Consider the following 16,082-nt stretch of genomic DNA (forward strand, 5'->3'; position numbering starts at 1 on the left):
TCCGGCTACTCGGCCGTGCCGCTGTTGTTTCAGCCCAGTGATACCGCACGAATACGATGACCGGAGTTACGCCGTTCCAACGGAGGCAATTGCCGGAAATCGCCGTAAACATGGGTGAGATAGGTTTCGGTGTGGGCCGGGGCGCGGAAACTACCCCCATGGAAGACAAGCGACTTACCACTGCCGAACACTTGCGCAGGCACTACCTCGCGGTCGCCATACAGACCATAGAGATTCCCCACCAGGCCATCGCTGGAAGCCGGCAACGAAGACACCACCCGGTCATACATGGCGAAAAGCAAGGCACGGGGCACCAGGCTCGTCGCCAGCGCCACCAGCGCGAAGCGCCAGCGCTGGGCCGGGGGGACGGGTCGCAGGTAGTAGCCCTTCTGTTTGTTCATGGTCATCGAGCGCAGCAGCGCGATGGACTTGCGCAGCAGCCGGCGACGCATGCCGGGGGGCGGAACGCCGTCCAACGGGAATACGTCCACCCCGATGCCCCGGTCGAACGGGTGCGCGTAGTCCACCACCCAACGCGAATGGCGATCGCTCACCACCAGGAACGGATAAGGCGTATGGGCGTCTGTGGACGGGTGGATCGCCCGCAACGTCGGCGGCAATCGATCCAGCAGGCCGAGCAGGCGGCGGTAATCCTTGCGCGGCACCACGATGTCGATGTCGTCGTCCCAGGGAATGAAGCCGCCATGGCGCACAGCGCCCAACAGCGTTCCGCCGACCAGGTAGTAGTCGATGGCATGGGCCTGGAAGAAGTCGACTAGCGCGCCCAGCACGGCAAAGGCCCGTTGCTGGATCCGTGCCAGCGGAACTCCGGCGACCATCGCGGCCCCCTCCTCAACCATGGCGGCGCACATCGAACACCATACCTGTCAGGGTCGAGCCCAGCGCCTGCAGGGTAGCGAGCGCCACTGCCGAGGGATCCAGCAGGCTCTCGACCGGTTCGGCACCGAAGTTCCGCGTACGCATGGGCGTGCGGGTCCGTTCGGGATTGATGCAGACCACGCGGATTCCTTCGCTCGCCCATTCCTCGGCCAGTGCCTGGGTGAGGTTGACCACCGCAGCCTTGGTGGCGCTGTAGGCGGCATAGAATGCACGCCCCCGGGTGTAGGAGCTGGAGGCGAAGTTCACCAGGCAACCGCGGCTTTCGCGCAGATACCCATGGGCAGCCTGGGCCAGGTGGATGGTGCCGGTGAGGTTGGTGGCGATGAGTTGCTCCACCTCGGATTCGCTGAGCAGGGCCAATGGCTTGTGCAGCAGCATGCCGGCGGTATTGACCACCGCGTCTATTCGTCCTTCACGCTGCGCCACCTCGGCGAGGAAGCGCTCCACGTCGCTGCGGCGGGAAATATCGATGTTGCCCTCGCCACGGCTGGCGCCATGGACGCGAGCGCCATGGGCCCTGGCCAGCTCGGCCACCGAAGCGCCGATGCCGTAGCTTGCGCCGATCACCACCACCACGCGGTCACGCAACAGGCCCGGCAGGCCATCATCCTGCGCAGCCTGGGTGCTGCGGATCTGGATCAGCTTTTCGGCGATATACAGGTCCACCCCGTCGGTAATTTTCAGATTGGAGGGCGAGCCGGCTACGGTAGCGATGGTCACCTCGGGCATTTCCCGGCGCAGCACGCCACAATCGCAGGTCACGCCCTCCAACCCTCTGCGTTCGGCGAGTCGATAGGCCTCACGCAGGATGCCAAGGCGGAACCCCTGCGGCGTCTGTCCACGGCGTAGCCGGCTGCGGTCAGGGATGTCGCGAATATGCCCCTCCCCCGCCACCTCGACGATGGTGTCGCTGGCGGGCACCACCACATCCACTGCGTCGTACCGCTCCAGCGCGTCCAGGCAGCGGACGATGGTCGGCTGGTCCAGCAGCGGGCGCGCAGCATCATGAATGAGTATCCGCGCCTGCTCCGGCTGCCCGTCCAGAGCGGCGATTGCCGAAGCGGTGGAGTCGGCACGGTCCCGGCCACCGGCGACGATCTTCGCCACCTTGCGCCAGCCATTGCGGGTGGCCGCCTCCCAGAGCACGCTTTCGTAGCCGCCAGGCACCACCAGCACGATCTGCTCCACTGCCGGCGAGTGCTCGAAGACTTCGACGGTATGCTCGATGACCATGCGCCCGGCCAACTTGACGAACTGCTTGGGCAGCTCGCTGCCGAAGCGCAGGCCACGCCCTCCAGCGAGCACTACGGCGATGACCGGGGATTCGACTGCACGGGTAGTCATGCGACCTCCTCCAACTCGCCCATCGACAGCATCCGCTCGACGGTCTCGGGCGGGTTGTGCATCAGCACGTCGATCATCGACAGGCCTGGCATGAAGTTCTCCACTTTCTGTTGCTGGTAGGCTGGAAAGCAGCCATGTACGAAACGCAGTTGCACGTGCTGTTCGCGAAACGCGGTGGCGCTGTATAGCGAACGACCACCGCTGGCGTTGTGGTAGGCGTCGGCCCCGAAGAGCCGGCAAAGCTCCAGAATGCGTTCCTGCCCCTGAAGCGAGCTGGGCATCTGCGAGGCGAAGGAAACCGAAAGCGGCCTGCCGAGGTAGGCGAAGACCGCCTGGACGGAAGCGGCGCAGACGCGAGCGACATTCTGCTCGGGCATCCGGCAGATGGATTCGACCAGGGCGAAAACCACGTCGAAGAATGGAGCCCGCCGGTAGGCATGGCGTATCAGCTGGAGAAACTTGTCGTGATCGCCAACGAAATGGTGCTGGTCGATTCGCAGGTTCTGGCTGGCCCCTTCCACCGGCAGCGTGAAGCGGAATGGCTGGCCATCGAGCAGGATGCTGTTGCGGTGGATGAACCCCCGGCGAATGAAAGCCACATCGTCCAGGAAGACGAAGTGGTCCACGCTCCCCGCCAACTGGAAGTAGCCCAGGTAAGGGAAGAAGTAGGGTTGCATGACCGCGAGAATCACGCCCGGACTCCCGCACTGATGACCAGGTCGCAGATGCGCTCGACATCCTCGTCGGCCAGGTCCGGGTAGATCGGCAGGCACAGCACCTGGCTCGCCACCTGGCGGGCGACCGGCAGGTTGCTCGGCTCGGCCGACGGCAGGCCGCGGTACATCGGGAAGTCGCTGATCAGCGGGTAGAAGTAGCGGCGCACCACGATGCCCTGCTCGCGCAACAGCTCGTACAGCCGGTCGCGCTCCACGGCAAAATCCTCGTCGATCAGCACGGGGAAATAGGCGTAGTTGGACACGCACCCGGTACGGAACTCGATGAAGTTCAGCCCCGGCAAGCCGGCCAGGCGCTCACGGTAGAGGCTATCGATTTCCTTGCGCCGCGCCAGCGCACGGTCGATGTGCCGCAGTTGCAACAGGCCGAAGGCGGCGTTGATCTCGCTCATCTTGCCGTTGATGCCGGGGGCCACCACCGTGGTTTCGTTGACGAAGCCGAAGTTTTTCAGATGGCCGATGCGCCGGTAGGTTTTCTCGTCAGGGCAGATGATCGCCCCGCCCTCGAAGGTGTTGAACACCTTGGTGGCGTGGAAGCTGAGCACGCTCAGGTCGCCGTGGCGCAGGATGCTGCCGCCGGCGTCACGCACCGAGAAGGCATGGGCCGCATCGTAGATCACCCGCAGGTTGTAGTTGTCGGCGATAGCCTGGATGGCCTCGACGTCGCAGGGATTGCCGTAGCAGTGCACTGGCATGATCGCGGTGGTCTGCGGGGTGATCGCCGCCTCGATCTTCGCCGGGTCCAGGCTGAGCGTCTGCGGGTCGATGTCGACGAACACCGGGCGGATACCGTTCCACAGCAGCGAATGGCCGGTGGCGACGAAGGAATAGGGCGTGGTGATCACTTCCCCGGTGATGCGCAGCGCCTGCAGGGCGGTGACCAGCGCCAGCGTGCCGTTGGCGAACAGGGCGATGTGCTCGACGCCAAGGTATTCGCACAGCGCCTTCTCCAGGGCACGGTGCATGTCGCCGCCATTGGTGAGGATGCCGCTGGCCCAGACCTGTTCCAGGTAGGGCAGGAACTCGTTCAGGGGAGGAAGCAGGGGCCGGGTGACCGGGATGCTCTTTGTCATGACTGCCACCCGCCAACCGACATCGGGCACACGCTGCGACGGGAATGCGACAGGGGGAAGTCGAGCTTCCTCCCGCGCATGAGGCGGAGGTTCGAAGTCACCTGGCCGATACCGGACCTGGCCGTGGCTCCGTAGGGAATGATCGTGTTCGACATGCTGCATCTCTCCCCGCCTGCCGCTACGGCAAGGTCTGGCGAAGGTTCCTAAAGCACTGGCGGTTGGACTCTTGTCCGGAATTCAGCCAGTGGGCAGGGCGTCAATTTGCTGACTGGAAAAACCGCCCCGACAGGACCTCAGCAAATTGAATGCCATCTTCCCCGCGGGTGCGCGGGGCCTGGCATGCGGGGGAATGAGGAAGGCTTGAAGCGCCGGGAGGCAGCGGCAAGGGATTGCCGCCGAAAGAAACGCCGCACGCCCTCCGACGGAAGACGCACGGCGATCGACCAGGCTCAGAGCTTGTTGAACAGGCTCAACTGGCTGACCCGGGCAAACGCCGCCTGGGCCGCTTCGAGCATGGTTTGCTGCAGGACCAGCTTGGAGGTGGCCTCGGCCATGTCGGTGTCGCGGATCGACGACTGGGTGGTGCTGTTGGTCAGGCTCAGGCTCTGGTTTTCCTGGCTGAGCACGTCGATGGTGTTCAGCCGCGAGCCCACCGACGACTGCGCCGTCATCACCTGGTTCATGCCGTTGTCGATGTTGGTCAGCGCCGAGGCCACCATGTTGCGGATGTTCAGCTGGGCCTGCGGATCGTTGGCGGTGGAGGCGCTCAGCGCGGTGCGCAGGTCGCCGATGGTGTTGAGGATGTTCTGCCGCTCCGGCGAGCTGGTGGTGACGCTGAACTGGTCGCCGGTCGCCGGCGAGGCGCTGATCGAGAGGTCGACGCCGGCCACGCTGATGGTCTGCGGGAAGGTGCCGCCGAGGGTACCGCTGGAGATCGGCGTGGCGCCCTGGGTGGCCGGCAGCGCGTAGACCTCGTAGTCGGTGGCGCTGGTGAACTTCAGCTGCACGCCGTTGGCCGGGAACTGGGTGGTGTAGGCGGTCTGGTTGCTGACCGTGCCGCTGGTGATCTGCGCGCCCGAGGTGTTGCTGGCGCTGCGCTTGATCGAAACGTCGTCGGCCGCCACGCCGAAGCTGAAGCTGTAGCCGCCGACCAGGCTGTCCATGTCGCTGGCGTCGTCGCTGCTGGGCAGCGAGACGTCGAGCTGGAACTGCGCGCCGCGGAAGCTGATGGCGTTGCTGTCCGCCGAGGTGGCATCGTAGGTGCCGTTGGTGTTGGCCTCGCTGGTGACGTCGTTGCCGTCCTTGTCGAGGATCTGGTACTGGGTGCCGCTGAGCACGTTCAGGGTGTAGGGCGCGCCATCGCGGAAACTGGCGTTGTAGGTGCTGTCGCTGGTCACCGTGCCCTGGGAGAGGAACGCCCGCTGCACGCCGTCGGCGTTCGGGTCGCTGCCCAGCGAACTGGTGGTGCGGCTGGCGTTGGCCGCCATCTCGAAGATGCTCCAGCCGTTGTCGCTGGTCGGCAGCAGCAGGTTGTCGGCGATCTGCAGGCTCAGCGCACTCTGGTCGCCCTGGTAGCTGTAGGTGCCGTCGGCGTTCTGGATGAACGGCTGCACCGTGCTCTTGCTGCCGGAGAACAGGTAGTTGCCGCTGGCGTCCTTGCTGTTCATCAGCGTCAGCAACTGCTGCTGGATCTGCCCGAGCTGGTCGGCCAGGGCCTTGCGGTCGTCATCGGTGAGGGAGCCGTCACCGGCCCGTACCGCGACCTCGCGGGCCTGCTGCAGCACGTTGGTGATGGAGGACAGCACGCTCTCTTCCTGGTTCAGGGCGTTCTGTGCGGTGGTCATGTTGCTGCTGTACTGGCTCAGCAATGCCTGCTGCTGTTGCAACTGCAGCAGGCGCGCGGCGCCGACGGGGTCGTCGGCGGGGGTCTGGATGCGCACGCCGCTGGAGATCTGCTCCTGGGTCTTGGCCAGGCTGGCGTAGCCGCGGTTGTAGTTGTCGATGTTGGAACTGAAGATCTGCGGGGTGGAAATACGCATCACGGCCGCCTCAGATGTTGTTGATCAGGGTGTCGAAGAGCGTCTGCGCGGTCTTGATGATCTGCGCGGAAGCCGTGTAGTACTGCTGGAACTTCACCAGGTTGGCCGCCTCTTCGTCGAGGTTGACCGCCGACAGCGAGTCGCGGGTGTTCTGCGCCTGGGTCAGCACCGCATCGGTGGCGGTGGCGTCCAGCTTGGCCTGGTTGGCCTGGGCGCCGACGGTCTCGGTCAGGCTGCTGTAGGCGCCGGTGAGGCTCATGCCGCTGCCACTGCCGGTACCGCTGCCGACGGTCTTGGCGCTTTGCAGGTCGATGAGCTTCTGCGCGTTGCCGTTGTCGGCATCGCCATCGGAATTGAAGCCGACGGTGAAGCTGTCGCCACTGCCGGGGTAGCCGCCGATGCTGGTCTGGAAGCTGAACGACGGCGTGCCGGGCACGGTGATGCTGATGTCGTTGCTCTGCCCCGGCACTATGCTGCCGGTGCCCAGCGAATTGCCGGCGGAATCGTAGATCGTGTAGCCCTGGGTGCCATCGCCGGCGGCGGCGTCGAACACCAGCTTGACCGGCATGCCGGCCTTGATCGCCGCCGACAGGTCGGCGCTGTTGCTGGCGTCGAGCTGGGTGGTCAGGCTGGTGCCGCTGATGGTGCCGCTGCCGATGTTGCCGGTGGTGGCGGTGGAGACCAGCGGCGAGGCCAGCGCCAGGCGGTTGGAGTCGGTCATCGCTACCGAGATGTCCGCCGCGGCGGTGCGCGTCGGGATCACCGTGAAGCGGTCGCCGGCCTGGATGGTGCCGACGCTCTGCTGGCTGAGGCTGAAGCCGTCGAATTCCTTGGGCGGGTCGTCCGTGAGATCGCCGCTGCCCATCACCTCGCCATCGGACAAGCGCCTGACGGTGTAGCCGGTGGCCGAGGTGAAGGTCACCTCGTAGTCGCTGGTGGTCAGCGCGCTGCTGTCGTCGATGCTGACGTTGAGGTTGCCGGTGCCGGTGTTGTGGCCGTTGGCCAGGCTGCGGTTGCCGATCACGCTGGCGTCGTTGATGTCCTTGAACAGCTGGGCACCGAAGTTGCCGTTGAGGTCCAGGCCCTGGGCCAACTGGCTGTTGAAGGTGTCGGCGAGGACGATGGCCATGCGCCCCAGTTCGTTCTGGGTGGTGTCCAGCACCTCGCTGCGGTAGCGCAGCAGGCCGCCCATCTGGCCGCCGGTGACCACCGAGGTGACGTCCATGGCCACGCCGCTGGTGCTGGAGTTCAGCGACAGGCTGTACTGCGACGGGTTGCTGGCGCTGGGGGCGGCGCTCAGGGTCGAGGCGTTGCTGCCCACCACCAGCGGCTGGCCGGAGCCCAGGTAGAGGTTGTAGCTGCTGCCCTGCTTGACCACGCTGACGCCGATCATGTCCGACAGCTGCACCACCGCCTGGTCGCGCTTGTCCTGCAGGTCGTTGGCGCTGGCGCCGGCGGACTCGGCGGCGGTGATCGCCTGGTTGTACTGGGCGATGGTCTTGGCCAGGTCGGTGACCTGCCCGGCCAGGCTGCTCATCTGGGTGTTGACGTAGCTGTTCTGGGTGCCCAGCTGGGTGGAGATGGAGTTGAAGCGCTGCGCCAGGTTGCTCGCCTGGGTCAGCACCAGCTGACGCGAGGCGGCGTCGGTCGGGGTGCCGGCCGCGGTCTGCAGCGAGGCGAAGAAGTTCTGCATCACCGAGGACAGGCCGGTGGTGCTGTCCGACAGCAGCGAGTCGACCTGGTTGACCTGGCTCAGGTAGGTCTGCGCGTCGCTGTTCACCGCCGTTGCGCCGCGCAGCTGGTTGGCCAGGAACTCGCTGTACATCCGGCGCACGTCCTGCACCGTGGTGCCGGTGCCCACGTAGTAGCGGCCGGAGAACTGCGCGGCCGAACTGACCTGCATCGACTGCTGGCGGGTGTAGCCGGCGGTGTCGACGTTGGTGATGTTGTTGCCGGTGGTGCTCAGCGCCGTTTGCGAGGCGTTGAGGCCGGACAGTCCTATGGATAACAGGCTCATGGGCTTTCCTTAGAGCGTTCCATTCTTCAAAGCGTACGGGTCGGGCCGTCGGCCATGGCCACGGTCTGGTAGACCTGCATCTGCCTGGCGATCTGCGACACCTTGCGCGCGTACTGCGGGTCGGTGGCGTAGCCGGCGCGCTGCAGTTCCTTCATGAACTGCTCGGGGCGCGCGGCGGAGTCCAGGGCGTCCTGGTAGCGGTCGTTGTTCTGCAGGAAGCTGACGTAGTCCTGGAAGCTCTGCTCGAAGGAGTTGTAGGCACGGAACGAGGCCACTTCCTTCACCTGCTTGCCGTTCTCGTACTCGCTGGTGACCGCGCGCGCCGAGTCGCCCTTCCAGCTCGAACCGCTCTTGATGCCGAACAGGTTGTGGCTGCTGCTGCCGTCGCGCTGGGCGATCATCTTCTTGCCCCAGCCGGTTTCCAGCGCGGCCTGGGCCACCAGGTAGCGCGGGTCGACACCGATGCGCCTGGCGGCGCGCTCGGCCATCGGCAGCATGGTGGCGACGAAGTCGTCGGCCGAGGCGAACATGGACTTGCCCGGCTTGGTCGAAATGGCCGAGGCATCGGCGACGGCAGCGCTGCTCGTGGCGCTGTCGTCCTGGCGGGTGTAGCCCCTGCCGTTGCGCCAGTCGCTGCTGGCCAGTTGCGTCGGCTGGCTGGCGCTGGTGGCATTGGCGTCCGGCACTATGCCGGCGGCGATGCGCTGGGCCAGCTTGCCCGGCAGGGCCAGGCGCCGCGCATTCAGCGCCTGGCGGTCGTCGCGGCCGGGCTCGGGCTGCGGCAGCGGCTTGCCGCTGGCGGACCACAGGCTCTTCGCCCGCTGCCGGTCCTGTCCCGCCACCGCCTGGGTGGCCTGGGTATCGGCTTGCGCCTGGACCTGGGCGAAGGGGTTGTCGCCGGTGTGGCGCACGCCCTGCATCTTCTCCATCTGCTTGACCAGCACGTCGGCCAGGCCGATGCCATGGCCCTCGCGCGCCAGGGACACCGACAACTGGTGGTCGTACATGTCCTGGTACTGCTTGGCGGTCTCGCTGTTGAGCGGGTTGTCCTTGGCGAACACCTCGTTGGCCGAGCGCATCGACTTGAGCATCTCGTTGAGGAACAGCGACTCGAACTCCTGGGCCACCTTGCGGATGTTGCCCTGGCTGTTGCGGTCGCCGCTCTTCAGCTGGCTCAGGCGGTTGAGGTCGGTGTAGGCCTGGCTGTCGCTGGCGCTGGCGCCGGAATTGAGCAGTCGTGCGTCCATGGCGGCGTCCTCAGATGACGATCAGCTCGGCCTGCAACGCGCCGGCCTGCTTGAGGGCTTCGAGAATGGCCATCAGGTCGCTGGGCGCCGCGCCCACCTGGTTCACCGCGCGGACGATCTCGTCCAGGGTGGTGCCGGGGCCGAACTTGAACATCGGCTTGGCTTCCTGCTCGGCGTTCACCCGCGAGCGCGGCACCACCGCGGTCTGGCCGTTGGAGAGCGGGCCGGGCTGGCTGACGATCGGGTCCTCGGTGATGGTCACGGTGAGGCTGCCGTGGGTCACGGCGGCCGGCGACACGCGCACGTTCTGGCCGATGACGATGGTGCCGGTGCGCGAGTTGATGATGACCTTGGCCACCGCCTCGCCGGACTGGATCTCCAGGTTCTCCAGCACCGACATGTAGTCCACCCGCTGGTTCGGGTCCAGCGGCGCGCTGACGCGCACCGAGCCGCCGTCGATGGCCTGGGCCACGCCCGGGCCGAGCATGTCGTTGATGCGGTCGACGATGTGCTTGGCGGTGGTGAAGTCGGGACGGTTGAGGTTCAGCGTCAGGCTGTTGCCCTGGTCGAAGCCGCTCGGTACCGCGCGCTCGACGGTGGCACCGGAGGGGATGCGCCCGGCCGAGGGCACGTTGACGGTGATCTTCGAGCCGTCGCGGCCCTCGGCGTCGAAGCCACCCACCACCAGGTTGCCCTGGGCGATGGCGTAGGTCTGGCCGTCGATACCCTTGAGCTGGGTCATCAGCAGGCTGCCGCCGCGCAGGCTCTTGGCGTTGCCGATGGAGGAGATGGTCACGTCGATGGCCTGGCCCGGCTTGGCGAAGGGCGGCAGGTCGGCGTGCACCGACACCGCGGCGACGTTCTTCAGTTGCACGTTGCCGCTGCCGGCCGGCACCTTGATGCCGAACTGCGCCAGCATGTTGTTGAAGGTCTGCAGGGTGAAGGGCGTCTGCGTGGTCTGGTCGCCGGTGCCGTTGAGGCCGACCACCAGGCCGTAGCCGATCAGCTGGTTGCTGCGCACGCCCTGGATGCTGGCGATGTCCTTCAGGCGCTCGGCCTGGGCCGGCAGGCAGAGGAACAGGCACAGCAATGCCAGGCCGTAGGAGCGAGCTTGCTCGCGAACCCTTCCAGCGCCGATGTTCGCGAGCCAGCTCGCGCCTATGAAAGCCATGTCGGCCACCCTCAGAACGGCCACAGCGGGCTGAGGAAGAAGCGGTCCAGCCAACCGGGCTGGCTGGCGTCGGCGAAGGCGCCGGTGCCCGAGTAGGTGATGCGCGCATCCGCCACGCGGGTCGAGGACACGGTGTTGTCGGTAGCGATGTCGTCGGCGCGGATCAGCCCGGCGATGCGCACCAGCTCGTTGCCGGTGTTCAGCGTCATCCATTTCTCGCCGCGCACGGCGAGGATGCCGTTGGGCATGACTTCGGCCACGGTCACGGTGATCGAGCCGGTCAGGCTGTTGCTCTGCCCCGCCGCGCTGTCGCCCTTGGTCTCGCGGTTGCCGCTGTACTCGGCGCTGAGGCTCAGGTCGCCGCTGCCGAAGGGGTTGTTGGTGGTGGCCTTGCTGCCGAACAGCGAGGTCAGGCCCATCTTGTTGCTGCTGTCCTTGGAGATGTCCGAGTTGGCCTTCTTGCTCGCCTGGGTCTTCTCGTTGAGGGTGATGGTGATGATGTCACCGACACGGAAGGCCTTGCGGTCGCCGTAGAGGTTGTTGTCGAACCCGGCCTGGTAGATGGAACCGTTGTTCTGTGCCGCGGGCATCGGCGTGCGTGGCATGACCGGCGCGTAGTACGGGTCGTCCGGCTTGGGCGGAGGACTGACGCAGCCGGCCAGCGCGGCGAGCGCCAGCAGCGGGAGAAAATGGGAACGGTTCATTGCAACTACCTCTCGGGGAGAGCCACTAACTCGCGGGCCGCGGGGCCCGCGTCATGCATCAAAGGTTCTGGGTGACGAAGGACAGCATCTGGTCGGCGGTGGAGATCACCTTGGAGTTCATCTCGTAGGCGCGCTGGGTGGTGATCATGTTGACCATCTCCTCCACCACGCTGACGTTGGAATTCTCCAGGGTGTTCTGCTGCACGGTGCCCAGGCCGTTCAGGCCCGGGGTGCCGACCTGGGGGGCGCCGCTGGCGGCGGTTTCCAGGAACAGGTTGTTGCCGGTCGCCTGCAGGCCCGCCGGGTTGATGAAGTCGGCGGTCTGGATGTTGCCGATGATCTGCGGCTGCGAGTTGCCGGCCACGGTCACCGACACGGTGCCGTCGTTGCCGACGGTGAAGGTCTGGGTTTCCGCCGGGACCACGATGGCCGGCTCCAGGGCGTTGCCGTTGGAGGTGACGATCTGGCCGTCGGAGTTCAGGTGGAAGCTGCCGTCGCGGGTGTAGGCGACGGTGCCGTCCGGGGTCAGCACCTGGAAGAAGCCGCGGCCGTTGACCGCCATGTCCAGCGGGTTGTCGGTGGTCTGCAGGCTGCCGGCGGTGAAGTTCTTCTGGGTGCCGACGATGCGCACGCCGGTGCCCAGCTGCAGGCCCGAGGGCAATTGGCTGTCCTGGGTCGACTGGGCGCCGGGCTGGCGCTTGATCTGGTACAGCAGGTCCTGGAACTCCGCGCGGTCGCGCTTGAAGCCGGTGGTCGAGACGTTCGCCAGGTTGTTGGAAATGGTGGTCAGGTTCATGTCCTGGGCGGACAGGCCGGTCTTGCTGACCCACAGTGCCGGAAGCATATCGATTCTCCTCGGGCGTCGGATTCATGACGCCTCGATCTGGTGATTAGCTAAATTGCAAAACCCGCGCCATGGCCTGGGAATCGTCCTCGGCGGTACGCATCATCTTCACGTGCAGCTCGAACTGGCGGGACAGCGCCAGGATCGAGGTCATCTCTTCCACCGCGTTGACGTTGCTCGCCTCCAGGAAACCCGACTGCACGCTGGCGTTGGCGTCGGCCTGCGGCGCCGGCTGGCCCTGCTTCATGCGGATCATGCCGTCGGTGCCCTTCTCCAGTTGCTTCGGGTCCGGGGTGACCAGCCTGATGCGGTCGACGGTGGCCAGCGCGTTGGGATTGTTGCCCTGGCCGCGGACGGTGATGGTGCCGTCCTCGCCGATCTCGACCTTCTCTTCCGGCGGAATGGCGATGGGCCCGCCATTGCCGAGCACCGGCAAGCCGTCGCCGGTGCGCAACTGGCCGAGGGCGTCGATTTCCAGGCTGCCGGTGCGCACGTAGGCTTCGCCGCCATCCGGGGCCTGCACGGCGATCCAGGCGTCGCCCTTGGCGGCGACGTCCAGGTCACGCCCGGTTTCCTGCAGGGCGCCGGCGGTGAAATCGGTGGCCGGGCGTTCGCTCATGGCGAATACGCGCGCCGGAAAGCTGTCGCCGAAGACCGGCATGGCCCGCGCCTGTTCGAAGTCGCGACGGAAACCGGTCGTGGAAATGTTCGCCAGGTTGTTGGCGTGAGCCTGCATGGCCTGCGTGTTCTGGCTCGCGCCGCTCATGGCGACATACAGCATTCTGTCCAAGGCATTCCTCCAGTGCCGGGTCGGATTCCCGGCGGTGCTGAAGGGACCTCAGCAAGCGCTGTGCCAGAATTGAAAAATCAGCGCAACGCGCTGATTCGAAAGGAGGAATCAAAAAGAAAAGGCTCCCGGAGGAGCCTTGATGGCCGTCAGGCGGCGACGGACTGCCGCCTGCGGCAAGGGGCCTTTGCCGCCATCAACGCAGGTTGATGATGGTGTCGGAGATGGTGCTCTCGGTCTGCACGGTCTTGGCGTTGGCCTGGTAGTTGCGCTGCGCGACTATCAGGTTGACCAGCTGCGCGGTCAGGTCGACGTTGGATTCCTCCAGCGAGCCGGAACCCACCGAGCCCAGGGTGCCGGAGGTGGGCGTGCCGATCACCGCCTCGCCCGAGGCCAGCGACTGTTTCCAGGCGGTGCTGCCCACCGGGGTCAGCCCCTGGGTGTTGGCGAAGTTGGCCAGCACCAGTTGGCCGATCACCTTGGACTGGCCATTGGTGTAGGTGGCGTACATCTGCCCGTCCACGTCCACCGCCAGGCCGGACATCTGGCCGGTGGCGTAGCCGTCCTGGGTCACCGCGGTGACCGCGAAGGCGGCGTTGGTCTGGGAGGTCTTGGTCAGGTCGAGGTTGATGCCGCCGGCGGCTCCGGCCGCGCCGTTGGGGCCCCAGGTCACCGGGTCGGTGGTGGAGTCGGTGATCGCCGCCGGCACCCAGCCGGTGAGAGTCATGGTGTTGTCCGCGTTCACCGTCATGCCGGTGGAGCTGATGCCGGTCAGCTGGCCGGCGCTGTTGAAGCTCAATTGGCTGGTCAGCGGCGTGGTGCTGGTCGGGTCGGTCGGCGAGCGGCCGTCGACCAGGGTGTGCATGGTCCAGTTGTTGCTGCTGTCCTTGACGAAGTAGTTCGTCATGGTGTGCGAGTTGCCCTGGGAGTCGTAGATGTCCACCGAGGTCGACCAGTTGTAGCTGTCGGAATCGGCGGGGTCGAAGGTGGCGTTCGTCGGCGTGGTGGCCGCCGAGTTCAGGCTCAGGGTCGAGGTGATCTTCGAGGTCGGGCTCGGCGGCTGGTTGGCGGTGTCCACCTTCAGGTCGGTGATCACGCCGTTGACGACCGAGCCGTTGCCGTTGACGCCGTAGCCCTGCAGGCGGTTGCCCGAGCCATCGACGATGTAGCCGCTGGCGTCGGTGTTGAAGGAGCCGTTGCGGGTGTACAGGCGGCTGCCGTTGTCACTGACCATGAAGAAGCCGTTGCCGCTGATGGCGAGGTCCAGGCTGCGGCCGGTGGAGGTCAGGTTGCCCTGGGTGAACTGTTGCGAGACCGACTGGGTGATCACGCCGCTGCCCACGGCATTGCGCCCGGTGCCGAGCATGGAGGCGGCGTACAGGTCGGCGAACTCGGTGCGCGACGACTTGAAGCCGGTGGTCCCGACGTTGGCGATGTTGTTGCCGGTCACGTTCAGGTCCGTGCTAGCGGCGTTCAAACCACTCAGGGCGGTATTGAAAGACATGGTCAGCTCCCGTGCCGAAGGACGGCGTTATTTTCCGATGGTCTGAATGCTGGAGGCGGAGACACTGCCGATGCCAGCAAGATTGAGGGTCATTTCCCCGCCGCTCTGGCCCAGCGTGACGCTGTTGACCGTGGCCGGCAGGTAAGTGGTCAGCGCAGTGCTGGTGCCATCCAGGGTGGCGCTGGCCTTGACGGTGTAGGTGCCGGAGGCCACCTGCTCGCCGCTGTCGTCCTTGCCATCCCAGGTGAAGTCGATGTTGCCGCTCTTCTGGCTGCCCATGTCGATGGTGCGCACCAGCTCGCCGTCGTCGTCATAGATTTTCAGGGTCACGCCATCGCCGTTGGACGGCATCACCAGCGAGCCCTGCACGCCGGCGCTGGGGTCGTCGACCTGGACCTTGCTGGAGTTGACGATCACCGAGCGGCCGACCAGGGACGAGGCCTGCAGCGCCTGGGACGACTGGAACGAGGAATAGAAGTTGCCCAGGGTGGTATCCAGGTTCTCCATGCTCTCCAGGCTGCTGAACTGGGCGAGCTGGGAAACGAACTGGGTGTTGTCCTGGGGGTCCAGCGGGTTCTGGTTGTTCAACTGGGTGACCAGCAGTTGCAGGAACGAGTCCTTGCCCAGCGCACTGGTGCCGGTTTCCGAGGTGGAAGACGACGAACTCGACCCGGCGTTGAGCGACGAGAGGATCGAGTTCGAGGTGCTGCTGGTGTTGTCGATGCTCATGGGGCGTCCTCTGCGCTTACTGACCCAGGGTCAGGACCTTCTGCATCATCTGCTTGGCGGTGTTCATCATTTCCGCGTTGCTCTGGAAGGAACGGCTGGCGGACATCATGTCGGCCATCTCCTCCACCACGTTGACGTTGGGGTAGTACACGTAGCCATTGGCGTCGGCGGCCGGGTGGTTCGGCTCGTAGCGCGGCACCAGCGGGCTCTGGTCCTCGACCACGCCCAGCACCTGCACGCCGGTGCCGGCCTGGTCGGTGTCCTGGAACAGCGAGCCCTGGCCGTTCTGCGCCTGCTGGAACATGGCGGAGAACACCGGGTGGCGGGCGCGGTAGGTCTGGTCGATGCTCGAGGACACGCTCTCGGCGTTGGCGATGTTCGAGGCGGTGGTGTTCAGACGGGTGGTCTGGGCACTCATGCCGCTACCGGCGATGTTGAAGACACTGGCAAGGGACATGGCTATCACTCTCCGCGCAGGGCGCCCATCAGGCCTTTGAACTTGCTGTTGAGGAAGGTGAAGCTGGCCTGGAACTGCACGGCGTTCTGCGCGTAGTTGGCCTGCTCGACCTGCTCGTCGACAGTGTTCTGGTCGATGGAGGGGTGGGTCGGGATGCGGTACTTCAGCGAGTCGTCGCCCATGGCCGCGCCATCGGCCTCGATGTGCCGGGCGTTGGTGACGGCGGTGCTGAAGGTGCCGCTCTTGGCCTTGTCGGCCTGGGCCGCGAGCACCGAAGCGAAGTCCAGGTCGCGCGCCTTGTAGTTGGGGGTGTCGGCGTTGGCCAGGTTGTTGGCCAGCACCTCGGCGCGCTGCGAGCGGAAGCTGAGGGCTTGTGCGTGGATGCCGAGGGCGGAGTCGAAGCTGATGCTCATGGTCACGAACCTGTTTGCCGGTGTGGGCTTGCCAGCACTTCAGCAAGGTGCGTGCCAAAACGTTAAATCCTTATAGATCAATGAATTGCCGATGATCAGCGAGCGGCAAAGGGCGGCAA

15 protein-coding genes are annotated in these 16,082 nt (G+C 65.8%); all 15 read right to left on the reverse strand.

Annotation, left to right across the window (positions count from 1 at the left end; genetic code table 11):
• Positions 1–29: 29 nt before the first annotated feature.
• Positions 30–839 carry a LicD family protein gene (locus CHC02_RS12545; RefSeq protein ID WP_167364760.1) on the reverse strand — a complete coding sequence of 270 codons (810 nt, stop codon included), beginning with the start codon at positions 837–839 and terminating at the stop codon, positions 30–32.
• A 13-nt stretch (positions 840–852) separates the two neighbouring features.
• Complete coding sequence (locus CHC02_RS12550) at positions 853–2,244, reverse strand: bifunctional cytidylyltransferase/SDR family oxidoreductase (protein ID WP_089391792.1); 1,392 nt, start codon at positions 2,242–2,244, stop codon at positions 853–855.
• On the reverse strand, positions 2,241–2,936 hold the full coding sequence (locus CHC02_RS12555) for a WbqC family protein (RefSeq protein ID WP_089391793.1): 696 nt from the start codon (positions 2,934–2,936) through the stop codon (positions 2,241–2,243). Before CHC02_RS12555 ends, CHC02_RS12550 begins: the two co-directional genes overlap by 4 nt.
• Complete coding sequence (locus CHC02_RS12560) at positions 2,933–4,051, reverse strand: DegT/DnrJ/EryC1/StrS family aminotransferase (RefSeq protein ID WP_089391794.1); 1,119 nt, start codon at positions 4,049–4,051, stop codon at positions 2,933–2,935. The genes CHC02_RS12555 and CHC02_RS12560 overlap by 4 nt, the downstream gene beginning before the upstream one ends.
• Before the next feature lie 449 nt (positions 4,052–4,500).
• The gene (locus tag CHC02_RS12565; RefSeq protein ID WP_089391795.1) at positions 4,501–6,090 is read right to left on the reverse strand and encodes a flagellar hook-associated protein 3; all 1,590 of its coding nucleotides are present in this window, start codon (positions 6,088–6,090) and stop codon (positions 4,501–4,503) included.
• Between the two features lie 10 nt (positions 6,091–6,100).
• The gene (gene flgK / locus CHC02_RS12570; RefSeq protein ID WP_089391796.1) at positions 6,101–8,107 is read right to left on the reverse strand and encodes a flagellar hook-associated protein FlgK; all 2,007 of its coding nucleotides are present in this window, start codon (positions 8,105–8,107) and stop codon (positions 6,101–6,103) included.
• Positions 8,108–8,133: 26 nt separating this feature from the next.
• The gene (flgJ, locus tag CHC02_RS12575) at positions 8,134–9,354 is read right to left on the reverse strand and encodes a flagellar assembly peptidoglycan hydrolase FlgJ (protein WP_089391797.1); all 1,221 of its coding nucleotides are present in this window, start codon (positions 9,352–9,354) and stop codon (positions 8,134–8,136) included.
• A gap of 10 nt (positions 9,355–9,364) precedes the next feature.
• On the reverse strand, positions 9,365–10,525 hold the full coding sequence (locus tag CHC02_RS12580) for a flagellar basal body P-ring protein FlgI (RefSeq protein ID WP_244160863.1): 1,161 nt from the start codon (positions 10,523–10,525) through the stop codon (positions 9,365–9,367).
• Positions 10,526–10,536: 11 nt separating this feature from the next.
• Entirely contained in the window at positions 10,537–11,229 is a 693-nt protein-coding gene (gene flgH, locus CHC02_RS12585) for a flagellar basal body L-ring protein FlgH (protein ID WP_089391798.1), read from the reverse strand.
• A 58-nt stretch (positions 11,230–11,287) separates the two neighbouring features.
• Complete coding sequence (gene flgG / locus CHC02_RS12590; RefSeq protein ID WP_009620838.1) at positions 11,288–12,073, reverse strand: flagellar basal-body rod protein FlgG; 786 nt, start codon at positions 12,071–12,073, stop codon at positions 11,288–11,290.
• 46 nt (positions 12,074–12,119) lie between these two features.
• The gene (gene flgF / locus CHC02_RS12595) at positions 12,120–12,863 is read right to left on the reverse strand and encodes a flagellar basal-body rod protein FlgF (RefSeq protein ID WP_089391799.1); all 744 of its coding nucleotides are present in this window, start codon (positions 12,861–12,863) and stop codon (positions 12,120–12,122) included.
• Between the two features lie 193 nt (positions 12,864–13,056).
• A complete protein-coding gene (gene flgE, locus CHC02_RS12600) occupies positions 13,057–14,364 on the reverse strand; it encodes a flagellar hook protein FlgE (RefSeq protein ID WP_089391800.1) in 1,308 nt (435 codons plus the stop codon).
• Between the two features lie 27 nt (positions 14,365–14,391).
• Positions 14,392–15,093: a flagellar hook assembly protein FlgD gene (flgD, locus tag CHC02_RS12605; protein ID WP_089391801.1), complete on the reverse strand. Its 702-nt coding sequence runs from the start codon at positions 15,091–15,093 to the stop codon at positions 14,392–14,394.
• Positions 15,094–15,109: 16 nt separating this feature from the next.
• Positions 15,110–15,550: a flagellar basal body rod protein FlgC gene (flgC, locus tag CHC02_RS12610; protein ID WP_089391802.1), complete on the reverse strand. Its 441-nt coding sequence runs from the start codon at positions 15,548–15,550 to the stop codon at positions 15,110–15,112.
• Between the two features lie 5 nt (positions 15,551–15,555).
• On the reverse strand, positions 15,556–15,963 hold the full coding sequence (flgB, locus tag CHC02_RS12615) for a flagellar basal body rod protein FlgB (protein WP_089391803.1): 408 nt from the start codon (positions 15,961–15,963) through the stop codon (positions 15,556–15,558).
• Between the last annotated feature and the right edge of the window lie 119 nt (positions 15,964–16,082).

Source organism: Pseudomonas delhiensis, assembly GCF_900187975.1.
Taxonomy (GTDB): Bacteria; Pseudomonadota; Gammaproteobacteria; order Pseudomonadales; family Pseudomonadaceae; genus Pseudomonas; species Pseudomonas delhiensis.